The sequence below is a fragment of the Streptococcus mitis genome (assembly GCF_002005545.1).
Taxonomy (GTDB): Bacteria; Bacillota; Bacilli; order Lactobacillales; family Streptococcaceae; genus Streptococcus; species Streptococcus mitis_I.
Map to the genome: position 1 here is coordinate 1,397,165 of NZ_LBMT01000001.1, position 18,192 is coordinate 1,415,356.

General features: G+C 38.4%; 8 protein-coding genes and 1 pseudogene. 7 read left to right on the forward strand and 2 right to left on the reverse strand.

What is annotated here, in order from left to right; genetic code table 11:
- Positions 1–78: 78 nt before the first annotated feature.
- The 4 genes and pseudogenes from QS39_RS07175 to QS39_RS07190 all read left to right on the forward strand — a co-directional run bounded on the left by QS39_RS07175 (position 79) and on the right by QS39_RS07190 (position 13,998).
- Entirely contained in the window at positions 79–12,198 is a 12,120-nt protein-coding gene (locus QS39_RS07175; RefSeq protein ID WP_077805067.1) for a Rib/alpha-like domain-containing protein, read from the forward strand.
- A 115-nt stretch (positions 12,199–12,313) separates the two neighbouring features.
- A pseudogene (locus QS39_RS11175) lies at positions 12,314–12,656 on the forward strand (transposase domain-containing protein); the annotation flags it as partial.
- Between the two features lie 250 nt (positions 12,657–12,906).
- Positions 12,907–13,401, forward strand: coding sequence for a YkgJ family cysteine cluster protein (locus QS39_RS07185; protein ID WP_077805068.1), 495 nt, complete (start codon positions 12,907–12,909; stop codon positions 13,399–13,401).
- A 57-nt stretch (positions 13,402–13,458) separates the two neighbouring features.
- On the forward strand, positions 13,459–13,998 hold the full coding sequence (locus QS39_RS07190; RefSeq protein ID WP_077805069.1) for a ClbS/DfsB family four-helix bundle protein: 540 nt from the start codon (positions 13,459–13,461) through the stop codon (positions 13,996–13,998).
- A gap of 98 nt (positions 13,999–14,096) precedes the next feature.
- On the opposite strand, the gene dhaQ is transcribed toward QS39_RS07190, so the two are convergent.
- Both dhaQ and dhaS read right to left on the reverse strand, forming a co-directional pair.
- Positions 14,097–15,086, reverse strand: coding sequence for a DhaKLM operon coactivator DhaQ (dhaQ, locus tag QS39_RS07195; protein ID WP_077805070.1), 990 nt, complete (start codon positions 15,084–15,086; stop codon positions 14,097–14,099).
- Positions 15,083–15,613: a dihydroxyacetone kinase transcriptional activator DhaS gene (dhaS, locus tag QS39_RS07200; protein ID WP_070527476.1), complete on the reverse strand. Its 531-nt coding sequence runs from the start codon at positions 15,611–15,613 to the stop codon at positions 15,083–15,085. Before dhaS ends, dhaQ begins: the two co-directional genes overlap by 4 nt.
- Positions 15,614–15,766: 153 nt before the next feature.
- On the opposite strand from dhaS, the gene dhaK reads away from it, so the two are divergent.
- Genes dhaK through dhaM form a run of 3 tightly spaced genes read left to right on the forward strand, consistent with a single transcriptional unit; the run spans position 15,767 to position 17,727 of the window.
- Positions 15,767–16,756 (forward strand): dihydroxyacetone kinase subunit DhaK, encoded by a 990-nt coding sequence (dhaK, locus tag QS39_RS07205; RefSeq protein WP_077805071.1) that lies wholly within the window; start codon positions 15,767–15,769, stop codon positions 16,754–16,756.
- Positions 16,757–16,777: 21 nt separating this feature from the next.
- Positions 16,778–17,353 carry a dihydroxyacetone kinase subunit DhaL gene (dhaL, locus tag QS39_RS07210; RefSeq protein WP_077805072.1) on the forward strand — a complete coding sequence of 192 codons (576 nt, stop codon included), beginning with the start codon at positions 16,778–16,780 and terminating at the stop codon, positions 17,351–17,353.
- Positions 17,353–17,727 carry a dihydroxyacetone kinase phosphoryl donor subunit DhaM gene (gene dhaM / locus QS39_RS07215; protein ID WP_077805073.1) on the forward strand — a complete coding sequence of 125 codons (375 nt, stop codon included), beginning with the start codon at positions 17,353–17,355 and terminating at the stop codon, positions 17,725–17,727. The genes dhaL and dhaM overlap by 1 nt, the downstream gene beginning before the upstream one ends.
- Positions 17,728–18,192 lie beyond the last annotated feature (465 nt).

Here is an 18,192-nt window from a genome sequence, read left to right on the forward strand (position 1 = left end):
TGTAAAGACATCGAGATGGATTCTTAAGAATTTGATGTTTTTAGGATCCATCATCATAATAAAAAAGGAGAACATCTCATGAAATTCGGAAAACATCCCGGAGAGAAATTAACACGCTTTTCCATTAGAAAGTACCATTTTGGCGCAGCTAGTGTTGCGGTAGCATCCTTGCTGTTTTTTGGTGCTAATAGCGTTAAAGCAGAGGAAGCTTTAGCTGCACGCCAAGCTGGAGTGGCAGCATCAAGCAACCATAATTCAGGGGAAGGTGACCCTGATAAAGCCACTCTTGCAAAGCCAGAGGCCTCTGTATATCAAGCACCAGAAACAGGAACTAACGCCACAATTGGCTCAACTACTACACCTGTAGGTGGGGCGACAAAAACCAATGATGAGGGGACAACTAAACCTCAACTTGATAAAAAATCATTGCCAACAGAAATTGCCAAGCCTCAAGTTGATAAATCAGAACTGTCATCAGTGGTGAATCAAGTTTCAGCTACTATCAGCTCACTTCAGTCATCTACTCTTGCAGAAAATGTCAAAACAGCTCTCGCGCAAGTAGAGACTGCTGTAGCAAATGCTAAGCAAGTTTTGGCTAATCCTGATGCCAGCAAGGCAGATGTAGAACAAGCGCTTAGTTCTCTTCAACAAGCAGTGTCTAGCCTGGAAGCTGCTAAACGACCAGAAGTAGCACCGCAACCAGCACAGCCTGAACAACCGGCTGAAGGCAATAGCGGAGAGGAAGCTTCTCTTCCTAAAAAACGTGGTAAAAAATCAGCGCCAGTAGCAAATCCTATCGCTGATGGAAAAGAAGAAACAGCGAAATTGGAAGTTGCCAATCCAGCGCCAGCAACTCTAGAACCAGTAACTCCAGCTAAAAGAAGAAGAGGGGGAACTACAGAAGTTCAACCAGAATCTGCTGGTGGTTCAAATCCAGAAGCAGAAGTTGCACCCAAAGCATTACCAACCTACACAAACGGTGCGGGAGATACAGGTACTTACGCATTAGCAGATGAAATGCGTAAAATTGTTAAGTACTTAAAAGACAATGGAGCAGACGCTGAGAAAGTAGCTGCTATCAAAGCTAACTATGACAGTTTAAACGAGAAACTAGGACTTGCAGATGAAAACGCGGTTCTATCTGAAGCAGACTTTGCGGCTGCTACAGCAAACTTAAAAGCAGCTCGTGACTTTACTGAAGCGTTCTTGCGTAAACAAGATGAGAATGGACAACCTTCGAATGAACAACCTACAGTTCCAGGAACTGAACGTTCGGTAGGGGATGGGGCTATACGTCGTTCACGTGCGATTGGGCAAGATCGTGATGGTACAAATCATTATAACATTGCTAAAGAGTACTACTATGAAGATGGTACAAAAGGTTCTTCTCCATACGATAAATACACGTATTTATTCCACACATTTACAGAAAGCTTAGTAGCTAATAACGCAAACCACTCTCCTGTAAGAGATGTTAAACGTTTAGTATACGAAGAGGTAAACGAAGTTAATGGTGGGTATTTATGGACGATTACCTTCAATGCTGGACATGAACAACAACAAGACGGGTATGCTTTCTTCTCAATTCCAAAAGGACAAAGAGTAGAAAACAACAGTATTAGTATTATTAAAACAGCTCCAAATGGTAACGAAGATGAACTAAGCGGATCTGGAGATTTGCTAAATAGACTTAAGAGTATTAATCCAAACTCTAGCCTTACAGGAAAAGAAATTGGAATTAGAAATAACGGTGGACCTCAGGAAGAAAGCTTAGAAGGATTAGCTAGAAGTTCAGCTTATGCAGGGTATTATACTCGTCGTTTAGAGAGTGCTAATGGCGAAACAAATAAATCTGATGATATGTTTAATAGGATTGCTGATAATACTCAATCTGTTTATCGTTTCCAACTTCACGGGCGTGATTCGTATTCTATCTCGTTCAAAACGACTAACACGAACAATACGAGAATGGATAAATTGTACTATGCATCTGGGTACCGTGTTCAACAATGGGGACGTCGTATCTTAGCACAACAATGGCACGGACGTCATGCCTATGATAAAGATGATACAGACAGATTCCCACTACACGTAGTAGGAAATGGTACATTCCAGATTAAACAAGGAAAACACTATAATACATCATATCCTCAAGGAGCATATGGATTTGGTGGACGTGATTTTGACTATCGCCCATTTGCAGCTGACGGTATCTTAGGTTATGATGCTTCGGGTGCTTATAACAGTAACTTTGACATGCACCAATATACTGCTCCAGTAGGAAGTAATACACCTTCATCAAATACTAAGGCGACAACTGCTGGGCAACAATTCGAATTCTACGATAAAGAAGGGAATAAATTATCTGCTTCTCAAATCGGGATGCACGGGGCGGATAAACCAGGTTTAGTAGAATATAAAGTAAAACGTACATTTGCCGATAAATCTTCAGACTTCTTGAATATTAAGTTTGCGATTCAACCGAAAACTCCTACATTTACTGAAAACTTATCGAAAGCTCGTGGTCAGGTTAAAACATTAACTGTTTCAAATGGTACTGATGGTTATCCAATTACTTTATTCCGTGAATATCAAGAAAATGGAGTTACAAAAACAGAACGAGTACAAACAGCTAACGCAGGTCGAAACGGAAATGCAGTCTTTAATGATGTTTTAATTAAAAGTGGTAAATATTACGCACAGTCTATTATTCCAACTTCAGCGTACTTAGATTATAACAATAATAAACATACAGATGTAAGATCAGATAAATCAGCTCTTGTAACTGTAGGTGGCGACGGTATGGCTCCGACTATTAAAGTTGGAGAAACAGGAAAAGCTTTAGCAACAACTCCAACTAATAATCAAGTAACATTATTCGTAACACCAAATAATAAAGGTGAAGTTTCTCTAGATGTTCAAATCAAAGATGATGATTTAGGGGATGGAATGGCTGCATTTTCTTCAGCAACTAATGGAAATGCAAAATATAGTATTACAGGAGCTCATAATTCTGGAGCTACAACATTTACGGCTAATGGTGGAGTAACAGGTACAGGTGGTAAACAAGATACTGTAAATGCTCGATTAAAAGTAAAATTAAACGGAACTACAATTCCTAATGGTGGATTAACAGTCACATTAAATGCAAAAGATAAAGCTGATAACTGGACAAACACAGCAACACCATCTAAAACACTAACAGTAAAACTTCTATCAGCAGTTCCAAATGAACCTGCAGTACGTGAGATTACAGGTGCTGACGTTCAAAACGGTGCAATAAAACCAGAAGTAAAAAATCAAGTATTACAAAATGTTAAAAATGCCAACCCAGACTTAGTAGCCGCTGGAGTGAAGTTTGAGTACGATACAACAGCAGGAAATACGGATAAAATCAAAGTAACTTATCCAGATGGACAAACTCGTCTATTAACACCTATGAAAGGGAGAAAACCTACAGCACCTTCAGTAGTTGGACCTCAAGATGGTACAGTTAGCATTACTCCACAAGGAGATACAGATAAAGTAACATTCTCATATGTTCCGACAGGGCAAACAGCTGCGCAACAAGTTATCGCTAAAAAAGACGGAAACTCATGGGCAATCCAAGGAACTCGTCCAAACGGAATTACAGTAGACAGTAGAAGTGGTAAAATTACGATTACAGAACCAACTGTTAAAGACCAATCGGAGGTAACTGCGACAGCTACATTCTTAAACAGTGATACAAGTGACACTGCTCGAGATACAGCGAAAAACCCTGATAGAGAAGCGCCGACTGTATCGATAAAAACAGGTGATGGAACAGTACGTAAATTAACAGCGAATGCCGCAGATAATAAATTCTTAGTTTATCGTGGTGCTACATTTAACCCAACATTCATCGTTAATGATAACTCAGGAACGACTGATAACTTTATGATTAAAAACGTTCCAAATGGTGTTTGGTTTAATAAACAAGGAAATAGAGATGTTGCTCATACATTGATTGCTAATGGTAGGGAAATTACTTTCTCTGACCAAGTAGTGGATCCTAACACACCACTAGGAACTCGTGAAGCAATCGTATCTGTTCGAGATAAAAACGGAAACGCAGCTGAATATAAATTCCAATATATTATTGCTGATGTAATGTTACAAAACTCACCTAAATCAGTGGCGACAGGAAGCAAGCTTGGAGATGCACACCAGTTCGTTTCATCAACGCTTAATGGAACTGCATCGAATGGTGATGTATATTTCCCAGGGAATATGAAGTTCTTATGGGCAAATAATGAAACTGAGAACACGACATTACCAAATTCAGCTCAAACAGTAACGAAGGAAGCTGTTGTAGAATTCCCGGATACAGCATTAAATGGTAGAACATCAGCGAATGGTATTACAATCTATGCACCAAAACAAATTAAAAAGAATGTTACATTTAACTTAGCAGACAATCAAAAACCTCAGGCAACGTTAAATGGCATTTCAATTGGACAAACATCTGGAGATCCAATCTTTACAGTGTTTAGAGGTGCTAACTTCAACCCGCAATTAGAAGCATGGGATAACTCAGGAAAAATCACTAATGTAATAATTTCAGGATTACCAACGAATGTAACAGCTACAGCTTTCCCAGGTGGTGAACAAAGAGGAAGCGAAAATAGTAAATATACTGCAAGGTTATCTAATGGGGTAGTTCCTGCTGATCAGCCTTTAGGTGAATATGAAGCAACATTGACAGTTCAAGGTGATGGACCAAAAGATACGAGTGTATTGAAATTCAAATACCGTGTTGCAGACTTAGAGTTTAAAAATGGATATGAGACAGCTGATGCTGGACAAGCAACAGGTAAGAGTTATGTTATCGGACTTAAAAATGGTCAATCAGTAAATCTAGCTAACGGTGACAATAATATCAATCCTAAAGATTACTGGAAAGTTATTGATGATGTTAATAAAACTGACAGAGGATATGCTTATCTTCCTGAAGGTGTGAGTTATAGTATCAGTGGTGGACCTATTTCATCTAATCCAGCAGACAAGTCTAAAGGGGCTTCTGTTGCGATGGGGCACTATGGACGAAGTGTTTCTGTAGATTTCACTAGTGCTGGAGAGGGCAATAAAGTTGGAGATATTGCAAATGATGATAGTACTTCAAGAACAGTCTTCACTCCAAGAACTATCGGTCGAAGACTATTAGTTGCCGTAGATCCATCTGCACCAAAAATTGACGGTGGCGAAGACCTTCTTTATGGTAAAGCAGGAGAAAGACCTGATATTAAAGTTAAGGAAATTGTTAATATCGGTGAAAGTGATGCAGAAGTTGGAACTGTAAATAAATATGCAATCCGTACTATTCAACTTTATAGTGATCGTGATCCAAACACTCCAATCGCTGAACATGCATTTGCACAAGGAAGTAGAGAAACAGAATATACTTTCCGTGGAAGCGATTATGCTACGTCTCGACCTAATGGTCTTTTAGCAGATGAAACAATTTACTCTAGAGTAAAAGTTACACACCGTGGTGTATCTACCTTATCTGGAAATAGTAATGAAAAAGAAGTTACAGCAAAACTACCTGTAGTTGAAAATTCATCAAATCGTATTATTCAAGCCAATGATCAAAAATTAAACGATGCTGAGAAAACTGGTATCCGTATTGCATTGCGAAATGCTAATCAACGTCTAAATCTAAATGATGAAGATATTGAAATCTCTGATAGTGGAGAAATTGTAATTACCAAAGATAAAAAACGTGCTTGGCTTCAAACAGCGCCGAATAAGGATAACGGTGCAGGATATGTAACTCGTTTTGCGAATATTAGAAAAGACTACAAATTTGAAAATATCGAAGGATTAAAAGTTCCAGGACGTGATACAGATAAAGGATTCGCATGGTCAAATAGTACATCAGATAATCGTGTGAACGGGGACCGTAGTTTAATTTATTATTATGATGCAACAAAAGGTCAGTCGTTTAACTTTAACGAAGTATTGAATTTATTAAATCTTAAAGAAGGTTGGACGGTTAACCATACTGAAAATCCATCATTTATTGCAACTCAAGGTGTGAATAAAGTAAAAGGAGAACAAGGTAGAGATGGCTTTAGCCAAGAAAAACCATCAACAGCTTTCCTTAAAGATGGAAATTACATTAATGTTATTGATTTAGTAGAAAAAGCAAGTTTAGGTGGAGGCTTAAATGTAAGTAACTCTGCAAACAAACTAGTTCAACAAGGTAAAGGCGGCGGAACTGATACAAATCTTCAAAATGTAACAATTGCGGCAGCAAATGGATTACCAGGATTTACATTAAATAACGTAGTAAATGGTGAACGAGCTATTCATAAAGCTCAAGTTTACTTACGTCCAAAATGGGTGACATCAGGAACATTAGCAGAACGTAATGGTGAAACAAAAGATACAACTACAAACGTTGTAAACTTATACTTCGTACCGATTGATCCAGTGAAACCTGTAGTAGAACGTTCAGATTCTAACAGCTTAGGAACATCAGCAGACGATGCTCCAAGATTAACAGATACTTCTATCACAGCATCTTCACTTGTAAAAGTAACAGATAATTATGACCGTGATGATTTAGGAACAGGGGCAACTACCGCAACAACTGGAAACACAACGACTCCAACAACAGGAACAACATTAGCAAACGAAGTTCGTAAACGTCTAAATGTTTGGGTGAAAAAAGATGGAGTTAAAACTCAAGTAGTTGAAAATGGAGTAGAAAAAACAACTGCTAATGGAGAAACAGTACTAGGCAGCCTAATTAAGACAGTTGATCCAGCAACTTATGAGTTAGTAGCTCAAGCGTCTGATACTTCAGGGAATAGAAGTGAAGAGGAAAGCCTAGGATTCTTCAAAGTTGGTTACAACTTAGTGGCACGTCCATTAATCAACTTCTTACAAGATGAGCAATTATCAGATGATGATAAACGAACTTTAGTACAAGTAAGTGAAGGTGGACAAACAGAAGAATTACCAGCGGGTGCAACATTGGATGTTACATTTGATACAAGTGTTCCAACAAAAACTGGTTCAACTAACACGCCAAAAACAGCAACAGCAAGAGTTACACTACCTAACGGTGCAACTAAAGAAATTCCGATTGTCTATAATGTAAGTAAAACTTTCCCAATGGTAAGCAAAGTTTATGACTTTTCAGGTGTATCACGTACTTCTGGGGATAGCTTAACAAGATATATTGAATCTACTAATTTACCATGGGGAATGAACTGGACTTTAGAAAAAGAAACAGAAAATGAAAACCACGTTAAATCATGGGAAAGACAGTCAGATGCAATTAACGTAGCTATTAATAATGATATCCATAAACGTCAAACGAGTGCATCAACAAGTAATTACGCTCCTGGCGAATACAAATATCGTCTATCAGCACGTTATCCGGATGGACGTTATCTAAATTCAGGTAATGGTGTTACAGTTCCAGAGTTAACGAAACTATTACGTGAAGGAGAGATTGTTCATACTGTATTCGATGTAGGTGAAAATGCCACTAAAGTTGAAACAAATTACGGAAGTGCATTAACAACTGACCAAGCAAAAGCTGCAGTAACAACGATTAATGGTTCGAAAGATTTACCAGATGGTACAACTTATGAATGGGTTGAACAAAATGGTTCAGCTCTAGCGAATAAGACTGTATCAGAATACGGAGATGCTGACGGTTATGTAACTCGTTATGTAAAAGTAACATTACCGAAAACACAAGAGGCAGGACCTAACGTGCCAGCTGCGTCACAAGAACAACCATTTAAGATTGTTCCAGTAAAAGTTAAGGTAAACGAAACAGTTAAACCAACGGTAAAAATTAAATTAGGAAACAACACTCCAGTAGATTTAACAGAAACTGCTGAAGATAACCGTTTTGTTATCTTTAAAGGTGCAACGTTTAATCCAACATTCATCGTGGATGATAATTCTGGAAAAACAGCTTCTATTAATATCACTAACCTTCCAAATGGTCGAAGTGTAAATAAAACAGAAGCAATGCCTAATGGAACGAATGTTAGCCTAGAAGGTGATGATGCAGCTACAAGTGCAGCTACTACAGGAACACGTGAAGCAAGCGTAGCTGTAACGGATGCTGCTGGAAATGCTAAAACTTATAAATTTAAGTACACTGTAGTGGATGTAAATCTAGTTAATAGTCCAAAAGAAGTTTCTTTAGATACTAAATTAGGTGATTCTCACGCATTCGTGGCAGTAGATAAAGCGGATCTTACAGTTAGCAATCCAGATTCTCTATATCCAGGTGGAATGATCTTCGAATGGAAAAAGAATGATCAGGTTGTTTCAAATGAAACAAAATTAAGTGAACCTGGTAGAATAACTGGTTATAAAGCAGTTGTTAGATTCAAAGATGGTGCAGGATTCTATACTGTGAATGGTGTTAAAACATTTACGCCTGCTACGATTGAAAAAGATGTTATATTCCTTGTTAAACCAACAGCTCCAGTAGTGACTCCAAAAGATAATGGTGATGTAGAAATTACACCAACAAATCAAACAAATGTAGATAAAGTTAGTGTAACATTTACGCCACAAGAAGGAACAAATCCGTCAGAAGTAACATACACGGCTAAGAAAAATAGTAGCGGAGTATGGGAATTTGGTTCAGGTGCGCCACTGACAGTTGATCCAACAACAGGTGTATTTAAACTAAAAGACCGTAAGGTTAAAGACGGCACAACTGTTACAGCTAAAGCACTTACGACAGATGCTACAGGTGGTGTTGAGAGTACCCCTGCAACAGCAATTGCAGGTAATGGAGATGCAATTTTACCAACAGTTACTTTCAAAAATGTAGAAATAGATGCACAAGGAGACCGTGTAGTATATATCACACCAACTGAAGAAACAAATCTTGATATTGCAACAATAACAGATAATTCTAATAAATTATTAGAAGCAGTAATTTTCGATCAAAGTACGAAAGATATAACACTAGGAAATTATGGACTTACTTATAATAAACTTGTACGAAATGGAGATACTATTACGCCTGCACCTTATACACTAACTGTTACAGGTACACTAAGTAGAGAAAAATCTGCTAATACATTATGGGATAATGGTGACGTAATTGTAAGTCGATACGTTTCAGCAATGGATGCTGCCGAAAATAATATTAAGGATAAAAATGGAAGTAGAGATAATGTCACTACAAATCCTTACCGTGTAATTTTCAAAGTTAAAACACAAGCAGCTAAATATGAGCCGACTGCAACGACATTAACACGTAATGACCAACAGGCGAAACATACAGAAACACAAGTTAAAGATGCGGTAGCTGGAACGAATATTGCATCAAAAGAAATTGTAGGAACAATTCCAAATGGGGCAGGAGTTGCAATAGTTAAAGTAACATATAACGATGGAAGTACAGAAAATGTAAATGTACCGATTAATGTAACAGCAACAGATGCGACATTAGTAGATCCAGTCATCACGCCTGTAAGTAAAGATGATCAACACAAACCAACAGCCGCTGACGTAACAAATGCGATTGAGGCACCAGCAGGTAAGACGATTACGAATAAAGAAGTTAAAGGTACAGTTCCAACAGAAGTTGGCGGACCAACCAATGTAGAAGTTGAAGTAACCTACGGAGACGGAAGCAAAGAGACAGTCAACGTACCAGTCACAATTACAACAAGTGACGCGACAGCTGTAGATCCAGTCATCACGCCTGTAAGTAAAGATGATCAACACAAACCAACAGCCGCTGACGTAACAAATGCGATTGAGGCACCAGCAGGTAAGACGATTACGAATAAAGAAGTTAAAGGTACAGTTCCAACAGAAGTTGGCGGACCAACCAATGTAGAAGTTGAAGTAACCTACGGAGACGGAAGCAAAGAGACAGTCAACGTACCAGTCACAATTACAACAAGTGACGCGACAGCTGTAGATCCAGTCATCACGCCTGTAAGTAAAGATGATCAACACAAACCAACAGCCGCTGACGTAACAAATGCGATTGAGGCACCAGCAGGTAAGACGATTACGAATAAAGAAGTTAAAGGTACAGTTCCAACAGAAGTTGGCGGACCAACCAATGTAGAAGTTGAAGTAACCTACGGAGACGGAAGCAAAGAGACAGTCAACGTACCAGTCACAATTACAACAAGTGACGCGACAGCTGTAGATCCAGTCATCACGCCTGTAAGTAAAGATGATCAACACAAACCAACAGCCGCTGACGTAACAAATGCGATTGAGGCACCAGCAGGTAAGACGATTACGAATAAAGAAGTTAAAGGTACAGTTCCAACAGAAGTTGGCGGACCAACCAATGTAGAAGTTGAAGTAACCTACGGAGACGGAAGCAAAGAGACAGTCAACGTACCAGTCACAATTACAACAAGTGACGCGACAGCTGTAGATCCAGTCATCACGCCTGTAAGTAAAGATGATCAACACAAACCAACAGCCGCTGACGTAACAAATGCGATTGAGGCACCAGCAGGTAAGACGATTACGAATAAAGAAGTTAAAGGTACAGTTCCAACAGAAGTTGGCGGACCAACCAATGTAGAAGTTGAAGTAACCTACGGAGACGGAAGCAAAGAGACAGTCAACGTACCAGTCACAATTACAACAAGTGACGCGACAGCTGTAGATCCAGTCATCACGCCTGTAAGTAAAGATGATCAACACAAACCAACAGCCGCTGACGTAACAAATGCGATTGAGGCACCAGCAGGTAAGACGATTACGAATAAAGAAGTTAAAGGTACAGTTCCAACAGAAGTTGGCGGACCAACCAATGTAGAAGTTGAAGTAACCTACGGAGACGGAAGCAAAGAGACAGTCAACGTACCAGTCACAATTACAACAAGTGACGCGACAGCTGTAGATCCAGTCATCACGCCTGTAAGTAAAGATGATCAACACAAACCAACAGCCGCTGACGTAACAAATGCGATTGAGGCACCAGCAGGTAAGACGATTACGAATAAAGAAGTTAAAGGTACAGTTCCAACAGAAGTTGGCGGACCAACCAATGTAGAAGTTGAAGTAACCTACGGAGACGGAAGCAAAGAGACAGTCAACGTACCAGTCACAATTACAACAAGTGACGCGACAGCTGTAGATCCAGTCATCACGCCTGTAAGTAAAGATGATCAACACAAACCAACAGCCGCTGACGTAACAAATGCGATTGAGGCACCAGCAGGTAAGACGATTACGAATAAAGAAGTTAAAGGTACAGTTCCAACAGAAGTTGGCGGACCAACCAATGTAGAAGTTGAAGTAACCTACGGAGACGGAAGCAAAGAGACAGTCAACGTACCAATTACAGTTGTAGGATTACCAAAAGTAAAAGTACCTGTAGAATCATTTGGTAACTTAACTAAAGAGGAGCAAGATAAAGTTAAAGAGTCAGTGGAAAAAGCTAATCCTGGTAAGACAGTAGTTGTTGAAGCATCAGGAAAAGTAATAATCACAGATCCTAAGACAAATGTAAGTCATGAAATTTCAGAAGAATTAGTGACAACAATTACACCTCCAGTAGTTGAAATTCCAAAATATACAGGACCAATTGCAACATCTGATGTAGATGAAAATGGTAACCCAATTGCATCTCCAGTAGTAGAAATCCCAGAATTCAACGGCGGAGTAAATGGAGAACTTCCAGATCCATTACAATTACCTAAAGTTCAGTTAATCATTACTAAATGGGTTGATGAACAAGGTAATGAATTAAAACCAGCAGATGCAAAAGCTCCAGCCGTATTAGGTGAAGCGAATGAAGCATTCGAAGCCGGTGAAATTGAAGGTTATGTATTTGTAAGAACAGAAACTAAAGGTGATGTTGTAACTCATATCTTCAGAAAAGTTACTCCAACTAAACTAGAAGGTAATGGAGAACAACAAGGTGGAGATAACAAACCACAACCAACACCTGAAGTACCAACTGATAACACAGAACGTAAACCTGAAGCAGAAAAACCTACTGTTCCAGACACCAAACCTACTGAACAACCAAGTCAAACAGTTGATGGTCAGGTGGCGCCTTCTCAAAATCAAGCAGTATTGCCAAATACTGGTACGAAAGCAGATCGTGCTACAGGTGCATTAGGAGGTCTCTCTCTTCTTGGAGCATTTGGCTTACTATTTGCTAAAAAGAAGAAAGATGATGAAGAAGAAACACGAAACAATTAAGATGAGTCATTAAATTGAACTGAAAATAGTTAGTGTCAATTCTTGAAGGAAGTAACGGATAGAATGAAGTTGAAAAGCTACGTTCTATCCGGCTTTCTTTAAATTACAATGTAAACGATTACTTATAAAAGACGGGCATCTCGTTCTTTCCAATAATCTAGCTGAACGCGCCATTAAATCATTGGTTATGGGACGGAGTAAAGGAGTCCAGTGGACTCTTTTAGCCTGAGCTCAGTTTTAAAAAGCGAGGGTGGTTGTTTTCTCAAAGTTTTGAAGGAGCTAAAGCAACGGTTATTATTATGAGTTTGTTGGAAACAGCTAAACGTCATCAATTAAATAGCGAGAAATATCTATCCTATCTTCTAGAATATCTTCCAAACGAGGAGACTCTCGTTAACAAAGAGGTTTTAGAGACTTATTTACCATGGAATAAAGTTGTACAAGAAAAGTGCAAATAAGAAATCTCCAGATTAGGAACTATCCGTGAGTTCTCTAGTCTGGAGATTTTTCAATATACTTAGTTATTGGGCGGTTACGTTACAACATTTCTAGAAATTAATTTGATTGGTTAGCATCTTATTTTAACCTGCTATAATAATGCTTGATTTTTTGACGTATTTTGGAAAAGTATGGTCTAATAAAGTCCACTTTTCAATGCTCCAGAGGCATGGTATAATAGGGGAAAGTAATTAGAATAAGAGAGAAACCATGTCTAAAGAAATTGATATTGAGTACTACCACCAGCTAGCCTTACAAAAGCAGAAGGAGCATCGTAAAGTGTTAGCCAATTTAAAGAAAAAACCACCAAAAAATCTAGATAAGATAACCCAGCAGATTCACCAAGAAGTCTTTGCGGAGATTGATTGTACGGCCTGTGCCAACTGTTGCAAGACATTGGGACCTGACTTCAAGGAAGCAGACATCACTCGTATTGCTAAGTATTTTAAGATGAAATTGCCGGCCTTTGAAGCAGAGTTTTTACAGGTGGATGAAGATGGGGACAAGGTTTTCAAATCCATGCCTTGCCCATTTTTAGGAGGAGATAACCTCTGTTCCATCTATGATGTTCGTCCCAAGGCCTGCCGAGAGTTCCCTCATACCGATCGTAAAAAGATCCATCAAATCAACCATTTGACGATTAAGAATACCTTGACCTGTCCAGCAGCCTATCTCTTTGTTGAGAAATTAAAGGATAAGTTATAGAGATTTAAAGGATAAAAAATCTCTAATAATAACTAGAGATATGAAGGGAGTACTCCTATGCCTAGACCGAAAACAAAAGAGGAGCTAATGCTGGCCTCTAAGGAAAACTATGAAAAGCTCAATCGTTTCATCTCCCAACTAAGTGAAGATGAGCTACAGACTCCATTTGATTTTTCAAGAGACCTAAAGAAAAAAGAAGCTCACTGGAAAAGGGATAAAAATCTGCGGGATGTCTTGATCCATCTTTATGAATGGCATCAGTTACTTTTGACTTGGGTACATTCTAATCAAAAAGGTCACGAAAGACCTTTTCTCCCTGAACCTTATAATTGGAAAACTTATGGAGAAATGAATGTCGCTTTTTGGAAGAAGCACCAGAAAACGTCCTTAGAAGAAGCGACTAGACTCCTAGAACAATCACATAGAGAGGTTTTAGAGTTGATAGAAGTTTTTAGCAATGACGAACTCTTTAACAAAGGTGTCTATAAGTGGACAGGTGAGACAAGTCTAGGTTCCTACTTTGTCAGCAGCACCTCCAGTCACTATGATTGGGCTAGTAAAAAACTCAAAGCTCACCAGAAGAATTTTAAGGTATAGATGGACTGTTTGAAATCGAAAGAATAATTTTTTTTATATATAAGATAAGATTAAAAGGGCTATCAAGTGAGGTAGCCCTTTTGAGTTATACAAGCAAATTACCATGCAAAAGCTGTCGTTGGAGCATTGAGCGCTTCTAACCATTGTTTATTTTTCGCAGGGCAAAGAGTTACGGATATACCTGCCATATCTAGACTGGTCATAAATGTTCCTGATTTTATAAAGGTAATAGTGACTCCTTCAATTTCTAAGAGTTGAAGGAGATCATTGATAAATATACCCATTTCTAGGTTGCTGGTAGTGCCTAGATTATTTACAAGCAATATAAATTGATCACCTTTTTTCCAATGATAGTGCAATCTTAACTTACTTATAATTTCATTTGCCAGGATTTCCGATGATTGGAATGGGACGATACGATAGCCTTCTTCGCCATGTATACCAATACCATAAGAAATATTTCCTTCTTCCAAGTTAAATAGTGGAAGGGTGGCTTGAGGGAGACTAGCCGATTTCGTTGCAAAGCCAATTGTTGCGATTTCGGGAGCAAGTTGATGACCTAAATCAGTTAGTTGCTCGATGTCGGCACCATTTTGAGCTGCATATCCTAGAATTTTATGAAGTAAAATAGTCCCTGCAAGCCCTCTTCCTCTAATTTGAAATCTATTGCGAGGTTCAATAGAAATATCGTCGTGTGCTAGACTATAGCCGACTTTAATTCCTTCTTGTCTAGCAGTATTAATTGCCCAGCTAAATTCTTTGATGTCTGCTTCGAAATTTTTTACAATGATGAAGACACCGTGACCATTGTTTAAAAAACGAATGGACTCTAAGATTTCAGTTCTTGTAGGAGGAGTAAATAATTGGCCATAGATAGCAGCGGTAAGCATTCCTTCTCCCACATATCCAATATGCGCAGGTTCGTGACCGGAACCTCCACCCGCCAATATTGGAACCTGATGAGGATTGCGATTTTTTTGATAGACTAAAGGTAAGGTAGGATGTTTTTCTAATTCAGGATGACTGCTGACAGTTGCCGAAATGTAACTTGAAATAATTTTCTGTTTATGATTTGAAATAAATGTCATTGTGGTCTCTTTCCAATAATTGTCATGATTAGAAAGTCTGGTTGTGGAACTGGACTTTTTTTATTGACGTAAGCCTTCACGATTTCTGCTAGAGCATGTGAATGATAGTCTAACAAAAAACAAGTATAAGCAGATGAATCGATATCAATCTGACCGTATTCTCTTAAAATTTTTGATACAAGCAAGCGACAGTAGCTGATAAATTGGTCATAGAAGTTATTTTGTCCTTGAATATCAAAAAGTTGAATATAAAAGTCACGCTCTTGTTCGAAATAAAAAAATAATTCTTGTAATAATTTTTGGCCTGAAATGAAGTCCAAGTTATTGGTGATATACTCGGTTAGGTCATTTTCAAATATCCAGTCGAGCAGTTCATATTTGTCAAGAAAGTGATTATAAAAGGTCTGTCTACGAATGCCAGCTGATTCCATGATATCTACAATAGAGATTTTATCAAATTCTCTAGTAGCTAATAGGTCTCTAAATGCTTTGGCAATCCGTTTTTTTGTAATAAGTGATGATGCCATAGGAAACCTTTCTTTTACTTCCTTCATTTTACCAAAAAAATGTTTGAAACGGGTTTAAAAGGGGACAAATAATAGAATCTGTCCCTTATCAGCCAGCAATAAAAAATATATAATGAAAGCGAAAACAAAGGTAGATGCCGAAAGGAGTTTCTCATGAAAAAAATTATAAATGAACCGACACAAGTTGTTGATGAAATGTTGCAGGGATTGTCATTCATGCATGATGACTTGGTTCAACGCTTAGATGGTTTTGATGTCATCGTTAGAAAGGCAGAAAAGACAGGAAAAGTTGGACTCATTTCAGGTGGAGGTTCAGGACATGAACCAAGTCATGCTGGATTTGTAGGAGATGGAATGTTGTCTGCTGCCATTTGTGGAGCAGTCTTCACTTCACCTACTCCGGACCAAATTTTAGAAGCCATTAAGTCGGCTGATGAAGGTGCTGGGGTCTTTATGGTCATCAAGAACTATTCTGGGGACATCATGAACTTTGAAATTGCACAAGAACTTGCTGAAATGGAAGGTATTGATGTAGCAAGTGTTGTAGTCGATGATGATATTGCTGTTGAAAATAGTCTCTATACCCAAGGGCGTCGTGGTGTTGCAGGTACTATATTAGTCCATAAAATTTTGGGTGATGCGGCTCGTTCTGGTAAATCATTACCTGAAATGAAGGACTTAGCTGATAAACTTGTCTTAGAAATAAAAACAATTGGGCTGGCCTTGTCTGGAGCAACCGTTCCTGAAGTTGGGAAACCAGGTTTTGTTCTAGAAGATGATGAATTTGAATATGGAGTTGGTATTCACGGTGAGCCAGGATATAAAAAAGAGAAAATGCAAGCTTCAGCACAATTGGCCTCAGAATTGGTTGAAAAATTATCTGAAGGTTTCCAACTTAAGGCTGGTGAACGCTATGGCCTTCTCATCAATGGTTTAGGAAGCACTCCTCTTATGGAACAATACGTATTTGCAAATGATGTGGCTAAATTACTCCATGAAAAAGGTGTTGACTTGGCATTTAAGAAAATTGGAAACTATATGACCTCAATCGATATGGCTGGTTTGTCATTAACATTGATTCGATTGGCAGATGATGAGTGGTTGGATGCTCTAAATGCACCCGTTACTACCCCAGCTTGGTAAGACTCAAGGAGGAAATGTTGCATGAATGCTGAACAAGCTCTTGAATGGATGAAGCTTTTTAATGAAAAGATTCAAGAACAGAAAGATTACCTTAGTGAGTTAGACACTCCTATAGGAGATGGAGACCACGGTGGAAATATGGCGCGTGGCATGGCTGCAGTTATGGAAAACGTAGAAGGAAAGCAATTTGAGACCAGCAGTGATGTTTTTAAACTTGTCTCAATGCAACTACTGAGTAAGGTAGGCGGTGCTTCTGGTCCTCTGTACGGCTCTGCTTTTATGGGCATGGCCAAGGCTGATTCTCATTCAAAATTAGAAGAAATCTTACAAAGTGGTCTGGATATGATTGTCAAACGTGGTAAAGCAGAAGTTGGAGAAAAGACAATGGTTGACGTTTGGACTCCTGTTATTGCTGCTTTGTCTGCTGGTCAATTGACTCAAGAGGTCATTGATAAGCTAGTGAATGCTACCAAAGATTTACTTGCAACTAAAGGAAGGGCATCTTATGTAGGAGAACGTTCTCTTGGACATATTGATCCTGGATCATTCTCATCAGGATTACTCTTTACTGCTCTTTTAGAAACTGGGGTGGTTTAATGGGAAGTATTGGTCTTGTTATCGTTTCACATTCCAAACACATTGCAGAAGGTGTTGTTGAACTGATTAGTGAAGTAGCTAAAGATGTCCCGATTACTTATGTAGGAGGAACTGAAGATGGAGGAATTGGAACAAGTTTTGATCAAGTAGATAGGGTTGTTTCCGAAAATCCAGCAGATACTTTATTAGCTTTTTTTGACCTAGGTTCTGCTAAAATGAACTTAGAAATGGTGGCTGATTTCAGTGATAAGAGTATCAGGATCAATAGGGTTCCAATTGTAGAAGGTGCCTATACTGCAGCTGCTCTTCTTCAAGCTGGTGCAGAACTGTCAGTTATTCAAACACAGTTGTCGGAGCTTGAAATCAATAAATAAGGAATTTTACTATAACTCTTTTTATAGGCGGGCTATTGATTATCTCAACTATCAAATTTTAAGTAAATAATTTCAAAATCAGAAAGGGATTGCTTTGGGCAGTTCCTTTTTAATGTAAAAGGAGTGGAATCATAGCGTTTCTAAATTGTGAATCATTCAAAACAGATTGTGATGGAACTATTCTAGCTTTAGAATCCTTCAAAAATTAAAATTTAAGGCAATCAATAGCTTAGAATAGTGCGAAAACATTTAGTTTATAGGAATTCTAGGTCTAAAATTACATATATATTTATGAAATTAGGGTATTAGATAGTTAGGATTGTTCTATTCTGAAAGATTTGAGCTGTCAATTGTATAGGATCGTGTTTTACCAATGAATTTTGTTGAAAGATTTCTTGTTTTATGGTAGTCTAAATTAAAAGAAAGCCCTACCATTATATTTGTATCTTTAATCTGACTTGGTTT

Bases quoted from the DNA above. Each gene is read 5' to 3' on its own strand.
- dhaQ (WP_077805070.1), bottom strand. From the start codon at position 15,086: ATGACATTTATTTCAAATCATAAACAGAAAATTATTTCAAGTTACATT.
- dhaS (WP_070527476.1), bottom strand. From the start codon at position 15,613: ATGGCATCATCACTTATTACAAAAAAACGGATTGCCAAAGCATTTAGA.
- dhaK (WP_077805071.1), top strand. From the start codon at position 15,767: ATGAAAAAAATTATAAATGAACCGACACAAGTTGTTGATGAAATGTTG.
- QS39_RS07175 (WP_077805067.1), top strand. From the start codon at position 79: ATGAAATTCGGAAAACATCCCGGAGAGAAATTAACACGCTTTTCCATT.
- dhaM (WP_077805073.1), top strand. From the start codon at position 17,353: ATGGGAAGTATTGGTCTTGTTATCGTTTCACATTCCAAACACATTGCA.
- QS39_RS07185 (WP_077805068.1), top strand. From the start codon at position 12,907: ATGTCTAAAGAAATTGATATTGAGTACTACCACCAGCTAGCCTTACAA.
- QS39_RS07190 (WP_077805069.1), top strand. From the start codon at position 13,459: ATGCCTAGACCGAAAACAAAAGAGGAGCTAATGCTGGCCTCTAAGGAA.
- dhaL (WP_077805072.1), top strand. From the start codon at position 16,778: ATGAATGCTGAACAAGCTCTTGAATGGATGAAGCTTTTTAATGAAAAG.